This is a genomic window from Fodinicurvata halophila, assembly GCF_042651425.1.
In the GTDB taxonomy this organism is placed as follows: Bacteria; Pseudomonadota; Alphaproteobacteria; order Kiloniellales; family DSM-21159; genus Fodinicurvata; species Fodinicurvata halophila.
On sequence record NZ_JBHSCW010000003.1, the window covers coordinates 929,974 to 947,284 of the forward strand.

The 17,311-nt window shown below is 62.1% G+C and carries 12 protein-coding genes; 6 read left to right on the forward strand and 6 right to left on the reverse strand.

Annotated features, from left to right (window positions below; genetic code table 11):
• Window positions 1–45 precede the first annotated feature (45 nt).
• A complete protein-coding gene (locus ACFOW6_RS09240; protein ID WP_382422047.1) occupies window positions 46–873 on the forward strand; it encodes a (2Fe-2S)-binding protein in 828 nt (275 codons plus the stop codon).
• Between the two features lie 148 nt (window positions 874–1,021).
• On the opposite strand, the gene ACFOW6_RS09245 is transcribed toward ACFOW6_RS09240, so the two are convergent.
• Complete coding sequence (locus tag ACFOW6_RS09245; protein WP_382422048.1) at window positions 1,022–3,436, reverse strand: GcvT family protein; 2,415 nt, start codon at window positions 3,434–3,436, stop codon at window positions 1,022–1,024.
• 125 nt (window positions 3,437–3,561) lie between these two features.
• Here ACFOW6_RS09245 and ACFOW6_RS09250 point away from each other — a divergent pair, with 125 nt between their 5' ends.
• A complete protein-coding gene (locus ACFOW6_RS09250) occupies window positions 3,562–4,203 on the forward strand; it encodes a TetR/AcrR family transcriptional regulator (RefSeq protein WP_382422049.1) in 642 nt (213 codons plus the stop codon).
• Here the strand turns inward: ACFOW6_RS09250 and ACFOW6_RS09255 are convergent.
• The 3 genes from ACFOW6_RS09255 to dctP are packed head-to-tail and all read right to left on the reverse strand — an operon-like array spanning window position 4,197 to window position 7,003.
• Window positions 4,197–5,483, reverse strand: coding sequence for a TRAP transporter large permease (locus tag ACFOW6_RS09255; protein ID WP_382422050.1), 1,287 nt, complete (start codon window positions 5,481–5,483; stop codon window positions 4,197–4,199). The two genes, ACFOW6_RS09250 and ACFOW6_RS09255, sit on opposite strands and share 7 nt — an antisense overlap.
• Complete coding sequence (locus ACFOW6_RS09260) at window positions 5,484–5,984, reverse strand: TRAP transporter small permease (protein ID WP_382422051.1); 501 nt, start codon at window positions 5,982–5,984, stop codon at window positions 5,484–5,486.
• A gap of 20 nt (window positions 5,985–6,004) precedes the next feature.
• Window positions 6,005–7,003 carry a TRAP transporter substrate-binding protein DctP gene (gene dctP, locus ACFOW6_RS09265; RefSeq protein ID WP_382422052.1) on the reverse strand — a complete coding sequence of 333 codons (999 nt, stop codon included), beginning with the start codon at window positions 7,001–7,003 and terminating at the stop codon, window positions 6,005–6,007.
• A gap of 127 nt (window positions 7,004–7,130) precedes the next feature.
• Here dctP and ACFOW6_RS09270 point away from each other — a divergent pair, with 127 nt between their 5' ends.
• The 4 genes from ACFOW6_RS09270 to ACFOW6_RS09285 are packed head-to-tail and all read left to right on the forward strand — an operon-like array spanning window position 7,131 to window position 12,032.
• Window positions 7,131–8,384: a sarcosine oxidase subunit beta family protein gene (locus ACFOW6_RS09270; RefSeq protein WP_382422053.1), complete on the forward strand. Its 1,254-nt coding sequence runs from the start codon at window positions 7,131–7,133 to the stop codon at window positions 8,382–8,384.
• A 9-nt stretch (window positions 8,385–8,393) separates the two neighbouring features.
• The gene (locus ACFOW6_RS09275; RefSeq protein ID WP_382422054.1) at window positions 8,394–8,660 is read left to right on the forward strand and encodes a sarcosine oxidase subunit delta; all 267 of its coding nucleotides are present in this window, start codon (window positions 8,394–8,396) and stop codon (window positions 8,658–8,660) included.
• Window positions 8,657–11,515, forward strand: coding sequence for a sarcosine oxidase subunit alpha family protein (locus ACFOW6_RS09280; protein WP_382422055.1), 2,859 nt, complete (start codon window positions 8,657–8,659; stop codon window positions 11,513–11,515). Before ACFOW6_RS09275 ends, ACFOW6_RS09280 begins: the two co-directional genes overlap by 4 nt.
• Window positions 11,508–12,032: a hypothetical protein gene (locus tag ACFOW6_RS09285; RefSeq protein WP_382422056.1), complete on the forward strand. Its 525-nt coding sequence runs from the start codon at window positions 11,508–11,510 to the stop codon at window positions 12,030–12,032. Before ACFOW6_RS09280 ends, ACFOW6_RS09285 begins: the two co-directional genes overlap by 8 nt.
• Window positions 12,033–12,047: 15 nt before the next feature.
• Here ACFOW6_RS09285 and ACFOW6_RS09290 read toward each other — a convergent pair whose 3' ends face one another.
• Window positions 12,048–13,157, reverse strand: a complete 1,110-nt coding sequence (locus ACFOW6_RS09290) for an NADH:flavin oxidoreductase/NADH oxidase (protein ID WP_382422057.1) — start codon at window positions 13,155–13,157, stop codon at window positions 12,048–12,050.
• A gap of 138 nt (window positions 13,158–13,295) precedes the next feature.
• Window positions 13,296–17,273: a PAS domain S-box protein gene (locus ACFOW6_RS09295; protein WP_382422058.1), complete on the reverse strand. Its 3,978-nt coding sequence runs from the start codon at window positions 17,271–17,273 to the stop codon at window positions 13,296–13,298.
• Between the last annotated feature and the right edge of the window lie 38 nt (window positions 17,274–17,311).

Below are 17,311 nucleotides of genomic sequence, written 5' to 3' on the forward strand. Positions count from 1 at the left end.
ATCGTCAAGCCCAGCCTGTGACTGGCTTGCGAGAGCGGGGTGGCCATGAGTTCCCTTAGAAAGGCTCTTGCCTGGCAGAACCGGCACTTTCCCTTGTGCCCCAGTTCCTCAGGGAAACGCCCTACAGGCTGGTCGAGCCTGCGAGAGCTCTGCGACACGGGCAGCGACACCCTGGCGACGCTTCTGTCCTGGCAGGCCGAACGAGTGGCGGGCATGGACCTGCGTGCTCAAGCGGCCTTTCTTGTGGCCAACTTGAGTTACCGCCTCTCCTTGATGCTTGGTAGTGTCTACCTGAAGGAAACAGCCCTGCCACGTCTCGATGCCGACCTGCTTTACCTGAAGCTTTCGCAAACACCGGCTGCGCAGTCCAGTACCCCCGCGGCCTCGCACCTGCATCTGCACCTGGCTGACGAAACTGGAGCCGCATTTCCCGAGCAACCGGAGGCCATGCCCGCCCAACTGTCGGCTCAGTTGGAGAGCTGCATGGACCCTCTCGTCGAGCGCCTGCGAACTGACACGCGCCTTGCCCCCGCGGCACAGTGGCGTCTGATCGCCGATTCCCTGGCCATGGGCTTCCTGCTGGTGGGGCAGGCCCTCGACCAGGAAGAAACAGCGAAGCAGAAGGCCCTGGCCGTCGTGAAGCGACCCGGCTCACGCCTGTTTAACAAGCAATTGGGGTTCATATCGCTGTCCCTTCCCAACCCTGAGGGCACGCCCCAACGGCCGAGAAGCTTCGTCAGCCGCGGCGGCTGCTGTCGCTATTACACCGTCGAAGGCGGGCAGCTCTGTCCTACCTGTGTGCTCGAACCTCTGGATAAGCAGCACAGCCGCTTACGGGAACTCCATGCTCCTGCTGCGGCAGAGGGGTCATAACTTCTCGAGAGCTTGCACAGCACCAAAGGCTTCCCCTGATGGCCATCTCGCTTCACGGGTCATTTCAGGGAAGATTGCCGCCGGAGTCATACTGCCGGAGGCCTGCTTCTTGCGGCAGACCTCCGGCAGCAAATACGCACCTTCCATCTCAGCTGCGCATATTGTGTCCTTCTGGATCGTGGGGTGACGGCGGGATGACACGGGCCGGCCTCTCCTCGCCCACGATATGCGTCGTCAACTCCGTCCCGATCTCGGCCACGTCGCGCTCGACCAGGGCCATGGCCAGGCTCTTGCCCACGGTATGTCCATAGCTGCCCGAGGTGACGAACCCCACACGCCTGTCCTTGTGCCAGACCGGTTCGAAGCCGGAGGCATCGGCATTCGTGGCCGCCACTTCGAGGGTCACGAGAACCTCCTCGGCACCGCCGGCGTCCCTCTCTTTCAGGGCCGCGTCGCGACCGACGAAATCGCCCTTGTCGAAGGCGATCCAGCGATCCATGCCGGTCATGCCGGCGGTGTAGCCTTGCGTGAACTCGCAGGACCAGATGCCAAAGCTCTTCTCGAGACGCAGGGAATTGAGCGCCAGGAACCCGAACTCCACGAGGCCCAGGTCCTGGCCCGCCTGCTTCAGGGTCTCGCGCAGCGAGACATGCTCGGTGGCGTCGCAGTGCAGTTCATAGCCGAGCTCGCCGGTCACAGACAGGCGCGCGGCCAGGACGCGATTGAGGCCGATATCCATGGGCCTGCAGGACATGAAGGGAAAGCCCGCATTGCTGACATCCTCGTGGGTCACGCGCTCCAGGAGCGCCCGGGCATTGGGGCCGGTCAGCGCAAGGCCGACCACGCCGTCCGAGATGTCGCGAATGTCCACGCCCTCGTCCAGATGATCCTCGAACCAGCGCATATGCCATTCACGCAGATAGTAGGAGCCCAGGATCCACCAGCGTCCACCACCCCGGTTGAAGAGCGTGAGATCCCCTTTTAGGCGGCCGTCATGTCCCAGCATCGGCGCCAGACGTGTGCGTCCCGGTGCGGGCAGCTTGCTGGCAAAGATCCGGTCAAGCCAGGCTTCCGCTTGCGGCCCGGACACTTCGTAGCGGGCGAAAGCCGAGATGTCGATCAGACCAACGCCCTCGCGCACGCCGCGACACTCCTTGCCGACAATATCGAAGGCATTGGACCGGCGCAGGGTCGGCGTCTCCTCGAAATCCTGCTCGGCGAAATAGATCGGTGCCTCCAGGCCCCAGACACAGCCCCAGCGCGCACCTTCCGCCGTCATGGCGTCATAAGCCGGAGACTTGCGCAGCGGGCGACCGGCCGGCAGCTGTTCGTTCGGATAGGTCATCACGAAACGCCGGGAATAGAATTGCCCCGTGGTCTGGCGGATATACTCCTTGTTGGAGGCAAAATCGCCATAGCGCGCGATATCCATGCCGAAGATGTCGCTCTCCGGCTCGCCCTGGATCATCCATTCGGCCAGCGACTTGCCGACACCGCCGCCCTGCAGAAACCCGGCCATGACCCCACAGGCCAGCCAGTAATTGGGCACGCCGCGTACGGGGCCCACCAAGGGGTTGCCATCCGGGGAAAAAGTGAAGGCGCCGTTCACCCAGCGCTTGATGCCCACGTTCTCCAGGCAGGGATACCGCTGGAACCCCATGGACAGTTCCTCGGAAATACGGTCGATGTCTTCCTGGATCAGCTCGATACCGTAATTCCAGGGCGCACCGTCCATGTTCCAGTGCTTGTAGTTGAGCTCATAGATGCCCAGCAGCATGCCCTTCTGCTCCTGGCGCATGTAGGTGAAGCCCTCCAGGTCGACGATCAGGGGCAACTCGCCATCCAGCGCTTCGACCTCGGGAATGTTGTCCGTGACGAGATAGTGGTGTTCCAGCGGCGTCACCGGCAGCTCGAGACCGACCATGCGGCCCACCTGCTTGGCCCAGAGGCCGCCGGCGTTGACCACGTGCTCGGCCTGGATGGTGCCCTTCTCGGTCACCACCTCCCAGCTGAGATCCGGGCGTTGGTTCAGTTCCAGCACGCGATTGTGTTCGATTACCTCGGCCCCGCGCTGACGCGCGGCCTTGGCGTAGGCATGCACCACGCCTGACGGATCGATGTAGCCCTCGCGCTCAGCCAGAAGACCACCCAGAATGCCTTCGGTCGAGATGACCGGGCAGGCCTTCTTGATCTCCTCGGGCCCCACCAGGTGAACGTCCTCGATCCCCATGGTCTGGAAGGTACGATAGGCCGATTGCAGCCATTCCCAACGGGCCGGCGCACTGGCCACGGAAATTCCGCCGGTCATGTGCATGCCGATATCCAGACCGGACTCCTCCCCCACCTCGCTCAGCAGGTCGATGGTATAGGACTGGAGCGCCGCAATATTGGGATCCGCGTTCAGGGCATGGAAACCACCGGCCGCGTGCCAGCTCGATCCTGCCGTCAACACCTCGCGCTCGATCAGGGCCACATCGGTCCAGCCGAATTTCGACAGATGATAGAGCACCGAAGCTCCAACCACGCCGCCGCCGATCACCACAACCCGGTATTGCGTTTTCATCCCAGACGCCCTCCGATAGAACAGCCAATGAAAACAGCCTAAGGAGATGCCATGCCGGCGTCTAGACATAAGTGTCCAGAACTCAAGCCTGCTTGTCCGGCTCGAGATCCCGGAGGGTTTGGGGAATGAGTATGAACATCGATCCAGGCAGCCTGCGCACATCGAAACGCGACTGGCTCAAGATGGCCGTCGAAATCCTGGTGACCGGCGGCATCGACCAGGTCAAGGTTCAGGTGATCGCGCGAAACCTCGGTGTGTCCCGCTCAAGCTTCTACTGGTTTTTCAAGAGCCGGCAGGACCTTCTCGACCAACTGCTCGCACACTGGCAGAACGTGAACACCCGCTCCCTGGTCGAGCGTGCGGAACGACCGGCCGATAGTGCCTGTCGCGGCGTTCTCAATGTCTTCGAATGCTGGGTCAACGAAGAGCTCTTCGACCCCCGACTGGATATTGCCGTCCGGGACTGGGCCCGGCGCTCGGCCAAAGTCCGCAAGGTCGTCGACGAAGGCGACACCCTGCGCATGAACGCGCTGACCGAGATGTTCAAGCGCCAAGGCTACCCGGAGGAAGAGGCCTTCATCCGTGCCCGGGTGCTCTATTTCATGCAGATCGGCTATTATTCCCTGGAGATCGACGAGCCCATGGAGACTCGCCTCTCCTACCTGGCCAGCTACCTGCGCTGCTTTACCGGGCTGGAACCGACGCAGCAGGAAATCAATGACTTCCACGCCTTTCTGAAGAACGGCACCAGTACGCCAGCTCAGTAAAATCCGAAAAGCTTGGGGAAAAACAGGGAGAGAGCAGGCCAGAAGGTCGTAACCAGCATGACCGGCAGGGCCACGAGGCCCAGCAGCATCAGGACCGGTCCTATGGCCTTGTGTATCTGCACCTTGCTGATCCGGCAGGACATATAGAGAATCGGTGCCACCGGCGGCGTGTTGGCACCGATGACCACGGAGGTCCCGACGATGGCCGCATAGTGCAGCGGCTCGACCCCCACCGAAGTTACCACCGGCATGAACAGCGGCGCGATCACGACCGTGACAGAGACATCGTCCATCAAGGCCCCGGCGATCACCAGCACGGCATTCACCAGGATAAGGGTCCAGAACGGGTTTACCGCAAAGTCTGCGATCGCCTCGGTCAGGTCCTGAGGCACCCGCTCAAAGGCCAGAATGCGACTGATCATGAAGGAGAACAGCAGGATCAGGATGATCGTCCCTGTCGTCTCGGTGGCCGAGATGACGCTCCTGCCCAGGCTGTTCCAGGTCAGGTCGCGGTAGATGAGAGCGCCCACGATCAAGGCCGCAACGACAGCCACCGCGGCTGCTTCCGTGGGCGTAAAGACACCGCCATAGATGCCGCCCAGGATGATGACGGGCAACATTAGGGCGGGCAGCGCATTGAAAACGGCTTTCCCGCGTTCGCCTTTCTGGATGATGTCGGTGCTCTGTTCGGTGAACCATCGTCCTGCGGCGATGCGGTTGAACAGAATCAGTCCGGCAATCAGCAACAGGGCCGGGCCGATTGTGGCGGCAAAGCAGGCCGCCACCGACTGGCGCGTCACCACGGCAAAGAGGATCATGGTGATGGACGGCGGAATCAGGATCCCCAGCAGCGAGGACACACCAAGCAGGGAGGCCGAATATCCGCGCGGATAGCCCCGTTTTTCCAGGGGATCCACCATGATGGTCCCGATCGAAGCCACCGCCGCGGTTGCCGTACCGGCTATGGCCCCGAAAATGCCCGAGCTCAGTACCAGGGAGGCACCGAAACCGCCACGCCGCTTGCCGACGATCGCTTCGATGAAATTGACGATGCGTGCTGCCAGCCCCCCCGATTGCATCAGATAACCGGTCAGAACGAACAGCGGCAGAGCCAGAAGCACGATGGAATTGAGTGAGCGGAATCCCTGCAGCAGCAGCGTGCTGAGGTTCGCGTCATAGATATAGACAAGGTAGGCGAGCGTTCCCGCAAAGGACCAGGCCACGGGAACGCCCAGGCCCATCAGGACGATGAGCAGGCCGATTGCCAGAAGCCCTTCCATTCAGGCCTCCGACGCCCTTGCCCGTCGCAACTCGCGAATCCCATGCAACAGGTCGCGCACCGCATAGGCAAAACAGCCTATCGCCGCAATCACGATGGACATCTGCGGAATCCACAGCGGCAACCTGAGCGCCGGCGTGGTCTGTGGACGCTGGAGCCCCCAGGCAAGCATCTCGTATCCCCAGTAGACGAACAGGGCGCAGATCACGGTGGTGATCACTGCGATCACCGTCTTGTGCACGGCCTTGGCCATTTCGCCGTTCAGCCGTGACGGCAGGTAATCCACCGTCAGATGCTCCTTGCGGCGGGATGCGATCAGGGCCCCCGTCATGTAGAGGAACATGGCCGCCAGCAAGCTGAGGTCATGGGCGGCCGAGAAGTTCCACCCCAGGACATACCGGGTCAGAACCAGAAGGAACAGCAATCCCGTAACCAGGATGCTGCACAGGATCGCCACGGCATTCAATGCCGCGGCGATCCATCTGTCGAAACGTGCAAGCACGAGAGGCGACTGCCCTGATCTTAGAGTTCGGAGGCGTTCTCACGAACGGTGTCCATGATCTCGCTGCCGACTTCCTCCTCCATCTGCGGCCAGACCTCGGCACGAACCTTCTCGGCCAGCGCCTTGATCTCTTCTTCCTCCGGCTCGATGTAGGTCATGCCGGCTTCCTCGGCCTTTTCGACATAGGACTGGTCGATTTCCTGGGCCGCCTCGAAGTGATCCTCCATCACCGTAACGGCAGCGTCCTGAACGACCTGCTGATGCGCGTCGCTCAGGTTCTCCCACGTCTGCAGGTTCATCGAGATGATCCCCGTGTTGAAGGCCTGCTTGGTGCGAACATAATAGTCCAGCGTGTCGCGGAAATACTCGTAATCCCAATAGATGACATTGGCCGCATCGCCATCGACGACACCGGTCTCAATGGCTGTGAAGACCTCGCTCCAGTCGATTGTTGCGGTCTCATAGCCCATGGCCTGAACGGTCTCGGCCATCGGGAAGATTGGCGGCACCCGAACCTTCAGGTCCCCGGCCTCTTCGACGGTGGTGGCGTATTCGTCCTTGGTGGCAACACCGTTGAACCCTTCAGGCCAGGCACCGAAGAACTTGAGGCCGATGTCCTGGTAGATTCCGTCCATCATGCCATTGATCCAGCCGCCGGGCCTGTAGGCTTCCTTCGCCTCTTCCCAGGTAAAGACCATGTACGGGGTATAAACGATGGCAATGCGCTGATCATAGGACGTCATGGGCCAGTTGATCATCATGTCGACGTCACCGGCCACGAACAGATCGAAAACCTCCTGCTGTCCGCCGAGCTCGTTCTGATAGAAGATATCGACTTCAAGCTCGCCGTCCGTACCCTCCTCGATGAGGTTGGCCCACTGTTCCATGGACTCTGCGGTGGGCGAGCCTTCGGCACCGGAATCCGTTGCCAGCCGGAGTGTCTCTGCGCCCGCGGCGCTCATGCTGAATGCCAGGGCAGTCCCTGCAGCCAGGGCGAATGTGGATAGAGTCTTGATCATGATTTCACGTCTCCCCTTTGTTAGCCTCCCAGCCTGTGGCCGGATTGGAAATTTGGTCTGGACATTAGTGTCCAGGCTATTGTCTATGTCAATGATTAGCAAATGAAACCATAGCAGGGAAAGACTCTTGGCCAGCAAATACTCTGCATTCCAGTTGTTCAGGGAAGGCCTGAAGGGCCATTCGGGATGGGGGCCTGCCTGGCGCGATGCGGATCCCAAGGCCTCCTACGACGCCCTGGTGATCGGGGGTGGCGGTCACGGGCTCGCGACGGCCTACTACCTCGCCCGGAACCATGGCCTGAAGCGTGTCGCCCTGATCGAAAAAGGCTGGTTGGGCGGCGGAAACACCGGCCGCAACACGACGGTGATACGCTCGAACTACTTCTACCCGGAAAGCGTCGCGCTCTACGACTTTGCGCTGAAGCTCTACGAGGGGCTGTCGCGCGAACTGAACTACAACATCATGTTCTCCCAGAGAGGCATTGCCGTTGTGGCCCATTCCGAACTGGAAATGGAGATGGCCGCGCGGATCACCAACGCCATGCAGATCAACGGCACCGATGCCGAGCTGCTGAACCGCGAACAGGTCCTGGAACGCGTCCCACTGCTCAACCAGAACGAGGATGCGCGTTTTCCAATCTTCGGAGGCATCTGGCAGGGCCGGGCCGGCGTGGCGCGCCATGACGCCATCGCCTGGGGCTATGCCCGGGCGGCCGATGCGCTGGGTGTCGACATAATACAGAATTGCGAGGTTACGGGCTTCCTGGTCGAGAACGGCCGCTGTGCCGGCGTGGAAACAACACGCGGGGAGATCCGGGCAGGCGTCACCGGCATGGCTGTGGCCGGCCATTCCAGCGTGCTGGCCGAAAAGGCAGGCTTCGAACTGCCTGTCCGCTCCTTCGCCCTGCAGGCGATGGTTTCCGAACCGGTCAAGCCCTGCCTCGATACGGTGCTGCTCTACATGGGAACCGGCACCTATCTCAGCCAGTCGGACAAGGGCGAACTGGTGATCGGCGGCGGCCTCGACCGCATCCCCTCCTATGGCCAGCGCGGCAACCCGCCACTGCAGGAGGAGATCCTCTCGGGCCTGCTGGAAATGTTTCCGGCCTTCGGGCAGCTGAAATTGCTGCGGCAGTGGGCCGGCATCGTGGACGTGGTGCCGGATTCCTCACCGGTGATCGGCCCTACGCCCCTGCCCGGCCTCTACATCAACGGCGGCTGGGGAACCGGCGGCTTCAAGGCGATTCCGGCCGGCGGCTGGCTGCTCGCCCACCTGATGGCCAACGAAGAGCACCACGAAATCAGCCGCCCCTTCGACCTGGATCGCTTCGCCCGCGGGCGGCTGATCGACGAGGCGGCCGGCGCCGCCATCGCGCACTAGGAGGCAATGATGCAGCGTTTTTCCTGCCCGTTCTGCGGGCCGCGCGACGAAACGGAATTCTTCTATGGCGGTGAAGCCGGCAACGAGCGTCCCGAGCCGGCTGAGGAGACGACGGCAAAGCAATGGGCCCGTTACCTTCACATGGAGAATAATGTAAAGGGGCCCGCCCGCGAAATCTGGGTTCACCTGACCTGCGGCGAGTTCTTCGTCATGGAACGCGATACGGTGACGCACGAGGTTCACGCAAGCGAAGCCTTTCGGGGAGACCGGACATGACGGCCAAACGCCTGAGCACCGGCGCGCAAGGATCGCCTTCCAAATCCCTGTCCTTCACGTTCGACGGGCGCTCCCTGAGTGGACGTTCCGGCGACACAGTGGCCTCCGCACTGTTGGCCAACGGCATCCGCATCCTGGGCCGCAGCTTCAAGTATCACAGGCCTCGCGGTCTCTGGGGATCGGGCGCCGAGGAACCCAACGCCATCGTCGATATAACCCTCGACGGCGAACGGCATCCCAACGCGCGTGCAACCACGGTGCCTCTGGCCGAGGGCATGGAGGTGCGCTCGATCAATGCAAGTCCCAACGCCGAAAAGGACCGGTACGCCCTCCTGGACCGCTTCTCGCGCTTCCTGCCGGCCGGGTTCTACTACAAGACCTTTCTCTGGCCGGACTGGCACCTCTTCGAGCCACGCATCCGTGCCATGGCCGGCCTGGGACAACTGGACCCCGAAACACAGCCTCCGGCCGACTGTCCCCAGCGCTCGGCCCATTGTGACCTGCTCGTCATCGGCGCCGGTCCGGCGGGCCTCGCCGCCGCGCAGGCAGCCGCGCTGGAGGGGCGCGAGGTCATGCTGGTCGACGAACAGGAGCGGCCGGGCGGCAGCCTGCTGCATCGCGGCGGCAGGATCGATGAACAGGATGGCTCGAACTGGCTGAACAGTACACTCGATGTGCTTGAAACCAGGAACGTCACACGCCTCTGCTCCACCACCGCCTATGGCATCTACGATCACAACCTGGTTTGCCTGTGGCAGAGAAGGTCGGACCGGGCCGACAGGCTCTGGCGTGTCCGTCCGCAGCAGATCGTCATTGCCACCGGCGCCATCGAGCGCCCGCTGGTTTTCACCAACAACGACCGTCCCGGCATCATGTCCGCCGATGCGGCGCTGTTTTACCTGCGCCGGCATGACATCCTGGTGGGCGAACGGATCGTGATTGCCACGAACAACGACTCTGCCTATCCGGTGGCAGCTGCGCTGGCGCAGGCAGGGGCAGAGGTCGTTCTTGCGGATTCAAGACAGGCCCCGCAGATGCCCATTCCAGAGGGTGTCGAAGTTCTGCCGGATAGAGCGGTTCAGCAGGTCCAGGGGCAACAGGTCGTCGAAGCTGTTGTCCTGAACGATCAGCGCAGGCAGGCCGACTGCCTGCTGGTCGCCGGCGGCTACACACCCAGCGTACATCTCTACTGCCAGGCAAAGGGCCGCCTGCGCTATGACGAGGACATCCTGGCTTTCGTCCCCGAAGAGATGCCTGCCGGCATCACGGTCGCGGGCGCCGCCAATGGCGCGTTCGATCTGGCCAACGTGCTGAAGCAGGGACACGCAGCCGGATCGGGCAAAGGAGAGACGCCTCGGGCCACGGACGGCCTGTCCTCCTATGGCATCGAGCCAGCTTGGCCCGATCCCACATCCCAGGGGCGCCAGTGGATCGACTTCCAGAATGACGTGACCGTCAAGGATGTCGCCCTGGCCGCCCGCGAGAACTATCGCTCCGTCGAGCATCTCAAGCGCTACACGACGCTTGGCATGGCCACCGACCAGGGCAAGACATCGAACATGAACGGGCTTGCCGCCATGGCCGCCGTTACGGGGCGCACGATCCCCGAGGTGGGCACCACCACCTATCGTCCGCCCTACGTACCGGTTCCCCTGCCCGTCATCGCCGGACGTCGTCGCGCGGAGCTCTTCTCGCCCATGCGGCGGCTGGTGTTGGAGAACGAGCACCGGGCCGCCGATGCCGCCTTCCGGGAATACGGCCCTTGGCTGAGACCGGCTTTCTACGGCACCGGCGAAGCCCAGCAGGAGATCCAGCGCGAAGCCCGCAAGGCCCGGCAAACCCTGGGCCTGTTCGACGGTTCGCCGCTCGGCAAGATCGAGGTGATGGGCCCCGAGGCCGCAGCCCTGATGGACTTCAATTCCTACAACACGCTATCCACCCTTAAGCCCGGGCGCGTGCGCTACGGCTTCATGCTGAACGAGGACGGCGTTGTCTACGATGACGGCGTGGTCATGCGGCTGGCCGAGGATCATTTCATCGTCTCCTGCTCGTCCGGGCATGTCCCCGGCGTGGTCATGCGATTGGAGGAATGGCGCCAGGATCGTTTCGATCCGGCTCGGGTCGTCATTCACAATTCCACGCCGGAATGGGCCACGCTGACGGCCACGGGGCCACGCGCAAAGGAACTGGTCGCCAATCTCGAGCTCGGCATCGACCTTTCGGACGAAACCCTGCCCCACATGTCCTTCCTCAACGGTATGTTCGAGGGGATCGGCGTGCGCGTCGCACGGGTCAGCTTCACCGGGGACCGTTCCTACGAAATCACCCTTCCCGCCTCGCGCGCGGCCGCGCTCTGGGCGCGGATGCGCTCGGAGGGTGACAAGCTGGACGCCACGTTGCTCGGGACCGAAGGCCTGATGATCCTGCGGGCCGAAAAGGGTTTCATTGTCGCCGGCAAGGATACTGACGGCTATACCATGCCGATGGACCTGGGCATGAGCGGCCCCAGGAACAAGCGAACAAACGAGTACGTCGGCAAGCGCTCACTCTTCACCGAGGAAGCCGAGCGCAGCGATCGCCCGGCTCTGGTCGGCCTCAAGGTCGAAGGAGACACCCCCCTGGCTACAGGTGCCCATGCCGTGGAGGATGGCCCGAAGGGAGCGCGCTCGCTGGGCTTCGTGACGTCCAGTTACTGGAGTCCGACACTCGAACGTCCCATCGCACTGGCACTGATTGCCTCGGGCCGCCAGCGCCAGGGGGAGGACATCGATATCTACCATCTCGGAAACCGGCGACGGGCCACCGTGACCCAGCCCTGTACCCTCGACCCCGAAGGAGACCGCCTCCATGCGTGACTTCGCCGCCAAGTGGACAGCCTTTCCGGACTGGGAGACAGCCCGGCTTTCGCGCGAAGACTGGCAGGCCCGTGTCGTAACAGGTCTCTCCCAGGTTCTGGTCAGCGGACTGCTGGAGGAAGCCTGGAAAAGTCTGCCGGGTGGCAGCTCCGAGGTCGGTTTGTGGCAAGTCGCTCCGAGCGACGAGGTCTATCGCGTGCGCATGGCACGCGACCGTGCGCTCCTGGTCTCCCCACAGCCGATCGACTTCGAGGCCGGATGGCATGCTGAGGGCTGGGCCGCTACACAAGCCCACGATGCCCGCCTGGTGATCGACATCCAGGGCGCGGCCGTCGAGGACATCGTCATGGAAGCCACCTCGGCCAACCTGAGAGAGGGCAGCCCCTCGGCCGCCGTGCGCTTTGCCGGACTGAACGGCGTTCTGCTTTATCGCAGTGCTCCGGACTGTGCCCGGCTTCATGTGGAAGCTTCCTACGGCCCCTACATCTGGCACTGGATGGAAACGCGAAAGGGCTGAGCCTCTTCTCCGTCCTCAGCCGGCTTGCTTGAACAAACCGGCGTGCTGGCGCGGTTCAGAGCGCAAATACTGGTTGGGCGCACTCACTGTGGCGCCGAAGTGAGCAGCCGCGTGCCACGGCCAGCGGGGATTGTAGAGCAGAGCCCGGGCAAGTGAGATCAGGTCCGCATCGCCCGTCCCGACGATGGACTCGGCCTGTTCGAACTCCGTGATCAGGCCGACCGCCATGACCGCCATGCCGGTTTCCTCCTTCACCCGCCGCGCCAGCGGCACCTGATAGCTGGGGCCTCCCTGGACCTTCTGGTTCGGGCTGAGACCGCCGCTCGAGACATCGATGGCCGTGCAGCCGCGTGCTTCCAGGGCCTGGGCATAGAACACCGTCTGCTCGATATCCCAGCCGCCCTCGACCCAGTCGGTCCCTGAAACCCGCACGGTAACGGGTCGCTCCGCGGGAAAGGCCTCGCGCACGGCCTCGAAGACCTCCAAAGGGAAACGCATCCGGTTCTCCAGGCTTCCGCCGTAGTCGTCGCTGCGCTTGTTGGACAGTGGCGAAAGGAATTGGTGCAGCAGATACCCATGGGCAGAGTGGAGCTGGACACACTGCATGCCGAGGCGTGCCGCACGCTTTGCGGCCTCGGCGAAGGACCTCCGCAAGCGTTCAATATCCGCGCGATCCAGCGCAGCCGGCGAGTTCTCACCGTCCAGGAACGGAATCGCCGAAGGCGCCACCGTCTGCCAGCCGCCGTCCTGTCCCGGAGCGATCTGCGCGCGCCCCTTCCAGGGCACCTCCTCGGACGCCTTGCGTCCTGCATGCGCCAGCTGCAGCGCCACGGGAATCTCGGACCAGCGCAGGATGCTCTCCACGACGCGCCCCATGGCCGCTTCCGTCTCATCCGACCAGATACCGGCGTCGCCATAGGTAATCCGGCCTTCGGGCTCGACCGCCGAAGCCTCAAGGGTCAGGAGACCGGCACCTGACAATGCGAGATGTCCCAGATGCAGGGTATGCCAGTCGGTCATGCAGCCGTTCTCGGCCGAGTACTGGCACATCGGGGCGACCACGATCCGGTTGGGAAGCTCAAGATTGCCTAGGGAAAAGGGCGTGAAAAGATGCGCCTCACTCATGGATGTTACAGCCTTCCACTCTGTTGCATTGTTCTTTTGCTATGCTTTGCCTACCGCAACTGCGCCAATATCGAAAGGGCTTGCAAGCAGGGCAATGCCGCCGCACGCGGTCTTCTGGTCGCCGCGACGAACTCTCCCTCAGTGGGAAGCGTCCAGCACCTCTCGGAGTTTCTTCGCCAATTCATGCCGGCGGTAAGGCTTGCTGAGCAGGTGCATTCCCGGTTCGAGACGTCCGTTCTGGACAATCGTGTTCTCCGTGTACCCCGAGGTGAACAGGACTCTCAGGTCCGGATAAATCTCCCGGGCTGCCTCGGCCAACTGGGAGCCGTTCATGCCGCCGGGCATGATGACATCCGTAAACAGCAGGTCGACATCCGAACGGCTCTTGAGGATCGCCAGCGCACGTTCCGAGTCCTCGGCATCGGTCACGCGATAGTCCAGGCTGTCGAGCAGTCCGACCAAGTGCTCGCGGACAAGGGCATTATCCTCGACGACGAGGATATGTTCGTTTGTACTGCCCTTCTCTTCTCGGCTTTCTTCGGGTGCGGGCGGATCCTTATCACTCTCCGCCTGCGGGAAATAGAGGCGAACCGTGGTACCTTCTCCCGCCTCGGAATAGATCCGGGCCTGCCCCCCACTCTGCTTCATAAAGCCATAGACCATGCTGAGACCGAGGCCACTGCCCTTGCCCACGTCCTTGGTCGTATAGAACGGCTCGAAGGCATGTTCGAGGGTCTCGCTGTCCATACCTGCACCAGTGTCCGAAACGCAGAGCACGACATAAATCCCCGGCTCCAACTCCAGGTGGCCGGAAGCAGAGTTTTCATCCAGCTCGAAAGTCTCTGTTTCAATGACCAGGCGCCCACCCTCGGCCATGGCATCGCGTGCATTGATGGCCAGGTTCAGCAGGGCCGCCTCCAACTGTCCGGGATCCACTTCGATCCTGGGAATGGCTTCGCCCTGGGAGATTTCGATCTCGATCTCTTCCGAAAGTGCTCGCTTGAGCAGCGGCTCGATCCCGACCAACATGTGGTTCAGGTCCACAATCTTGGGCTGCAGAGCTTGCTGGCGAGCGAAGGCCAGCAACCTATTGGTCAGCTCGGCGCCGCGCTCGGCCGCGGAAATTGTCATGTCGGCAAGCGCTTTCAGGGTTTCATCTTCGCCAAGGCGGTCGCTGAGGACTTCCGCATTGCCCAGAATGACCGTCAACAGATTGTTGAAGTCATGGGCCACGCCACCGGTCAACTGACCGATCGTCTCCAGCTTCTGCGAGTGCCGAAGCCGTTCGTCCAGCATGCGCTGCTCCGTCACATCCTCCATGCTGCCGACCATGCGGACAGCTCTTCCGGCCTCGTCGCGAATGAGAAACCCACGATCCACGACAATCAGTTCGCGGCCATCGGCATGCAGGAACCTGTATTCCTCGACCCAGTTCGAGCCACTCCCCTCGATCACGGCATGGATACTTTCGACGACCTGTGCCTGGTCATTCGGATGTATCCGGTTCTTCCAGGACTCCAGTCCTGGCTCGAGCGTGTCCCGATCATAGCCGAACTGAGAGGCCATGCTCTCGTTCCACCAGATGCGGTCCGTGGTCAGATCCCAGTCCCAGATCACGTCATTGGTCGCACTGGCGACAAGGCGGAAGCGCTCCTCGTTGAGACGGACTGCCTCTTCTGCGGCCTTCCGGGCCGTGATATCGCGCTCGACGGATACCCAATGGGTGTACCAGCCCTTCTCGTCCGCGAGGGGAACGATATCCAGCTCCAGCCAGATCTCTTCGCCGGATTTCCTGTAGTTGATCAGCTCGGCCCGGACCGGCTGCCACTTTTCGAGCGCCCGGCGTATGCGGGCGAGTTCCGTCATCTGGGTTTTCGGGCCCTGCAGGATACGCGGTGTCTTGCCGATCACTTCTTCACGCGTGTAGCCGGTGCGCCGGGTGAAGGCGTCGTTGACATAGACGATCCTCGGCCCATGCGGCGCGTCGATGGGCGCGGCCTCCGTGATCAGCAGGATATCGCTCTGGCGTGACACAGCCGTCTCCAGTAGGCGAAGCTGGGCCTGTAGAGCGCGTTCCTCTGTGATGTCGCGGAAATAGACCGCCAGTCCATCGGGCGCCGGATAGGCGTTCACTTCGAACCATTTCTCTAGAGGCGCGTAGTATTCGGCAAAACGCACGGTTTCCTGATTGTCCAGAGCCCGGCGATACTCCCTCTCGAAAGCCGTATTCAATGCATCCGGAAACTCCTCCCAGACCACCTTGCCGAGCAGGCTGTCGCGCGTACGGTCCAGCAGGATTTCCGCCTGGTTGTTCATGAAGGTGAAGCGCCACTCATGGTCCAGGGTGAAAAATGCGTCACTGATGCTTTCCAGCGTATCGACGAGCCGCCTGGACAGTCCTTGCGAACGGTCGCGCTCCTTCACCAGCTCGGAAACATCCTGGAATGCTCCCTGTATGGCGATGATGTTACCGTCGGGATCACGCTCGGGCTCGCCGATGGTCCGCACCCATACGGGCCTGCCCGTCGTGGTTACGATCTGAAGGGTCTCGTCATACGCCTGTCCGGTCTCGGCACACCTCCAGAAGACTTCACGAATGCGCTCACGATGTTCGGGAGCATAGAAGTCGATCGCTTCTTCAAGCGCCGGAGCGGTTCCGCGCGGCAACTCGTGGATATCCGCCGTTTCCGATGTCCAGACGAGCTGGCGGGAGTTCAGCTCCACGCGCCATCCGCCCAGCCTGGCCGTACGACCCGCCAGATCCACGAGTTGCCGTGCCAGGCCAAGTTCCTCCTCGGCCTCCACGCGGCGCGTGATATCCAGAAGCAGCCCATGCAGCACGCGTCCTGCGGATGTCTCCGAGACTTCACAGACCACCAGTGCATGAACAATCGCATCGTCGACCGGTCGGACAAACCTTTGCTGCGCCTCGAAATAGGTCTCTTGCCCCGTCTCGGCGGCCGCCATGCGCGCAACCATGGCCTCCCTGTCGGCAGGATGGACCAGGTTGGAATAAGCTTCCAAACTGGACCCGAAGCTGTCTGAGTTCACTCCGAGGATATTGTAAAAGTTCTCGGAGACAGCGAGGGCTCCGCTGTCGAGTTCAAGCTTGAAGCTCGCCATGCCGAGGAGGCGTTGGGCGCTTCGTAGTTCCGAAACCTCTTCCTGCAGTTCAAGATTCGCTCTTTTTAGTTCGCGGGAACGGACCAGCACTTCCAGTTCGGGCAGAACGATTCCCTCGTAAGTATCAAGGTTGTCTTCTTCGACCTGATAGGCCCTCTCCTGCACGATCCCTGTCACATCCTCAACGCGGTGCACGATATATAGGAGCGACCCATCTGCAGCAAAAACGGGCGCATTGAGAGGACTCCAGTAACGCTCTTCGAGTCCCCCGCCCTCATCCTCCGGACGAGCGATCGGGTAACGCTGGACGGCAATGACGTCGGCGCGCCGTCTTGTTTTCACGCGCTCAAGTGATGCCCGCATGTTTCGCATCGCATCCGCGTGCGGCGTGGCCGGATCGTCCCCGAAGACATCGAACAAATTTTTGCCCACGATGTCATCGCGGCGTGTCCTTGTCGCCTCGAGATAGGCATCGCTGGCCGCAATGATCTCGAAATTCTCAGGACCGAGAACCAGGAACTTTCCCGGAAGGGATTCGAACAGGACCTGGAACTGGCCAGCCACGATTTGGGCCTTGTTACGCTCTGCCTCTTCGCGTGCAAGCAGTTCCTCACGCTCCTGCTCCAACTCGATCACGCGGGTCACGTCGCGAGCGGCGGCCAGAATTGCCTTGCGGTCATTGAATTCGATGGTTCGCCAGTGAAAGTCGATGAACAGGCGTTTGCCGCCGGCACCGTAGATCGGCCACACACCGCCCTCGAACACGCCTTCACCAAGTCCGCCCACGGCTTTCCTGAGCGCCGGCACATCCTCTGCAGCCCGGATGTCGGCGATGGTCATCGACAGGAACTCCTGTCGCGAATAGCCGAGCTTGTGGATGGCGGCCTGGTTCACGTCCAGGAAGCCCAGTGTCTCGGAATCGAATATCCAGATCGGATCGGGATGGTTCTCAAAGAATAGCTGGTGTGCTTTATCCATTGCTTTTTCGGTCAACCACTCTCCTCGCGATGAAGCCCCGGAAAGACGATGGC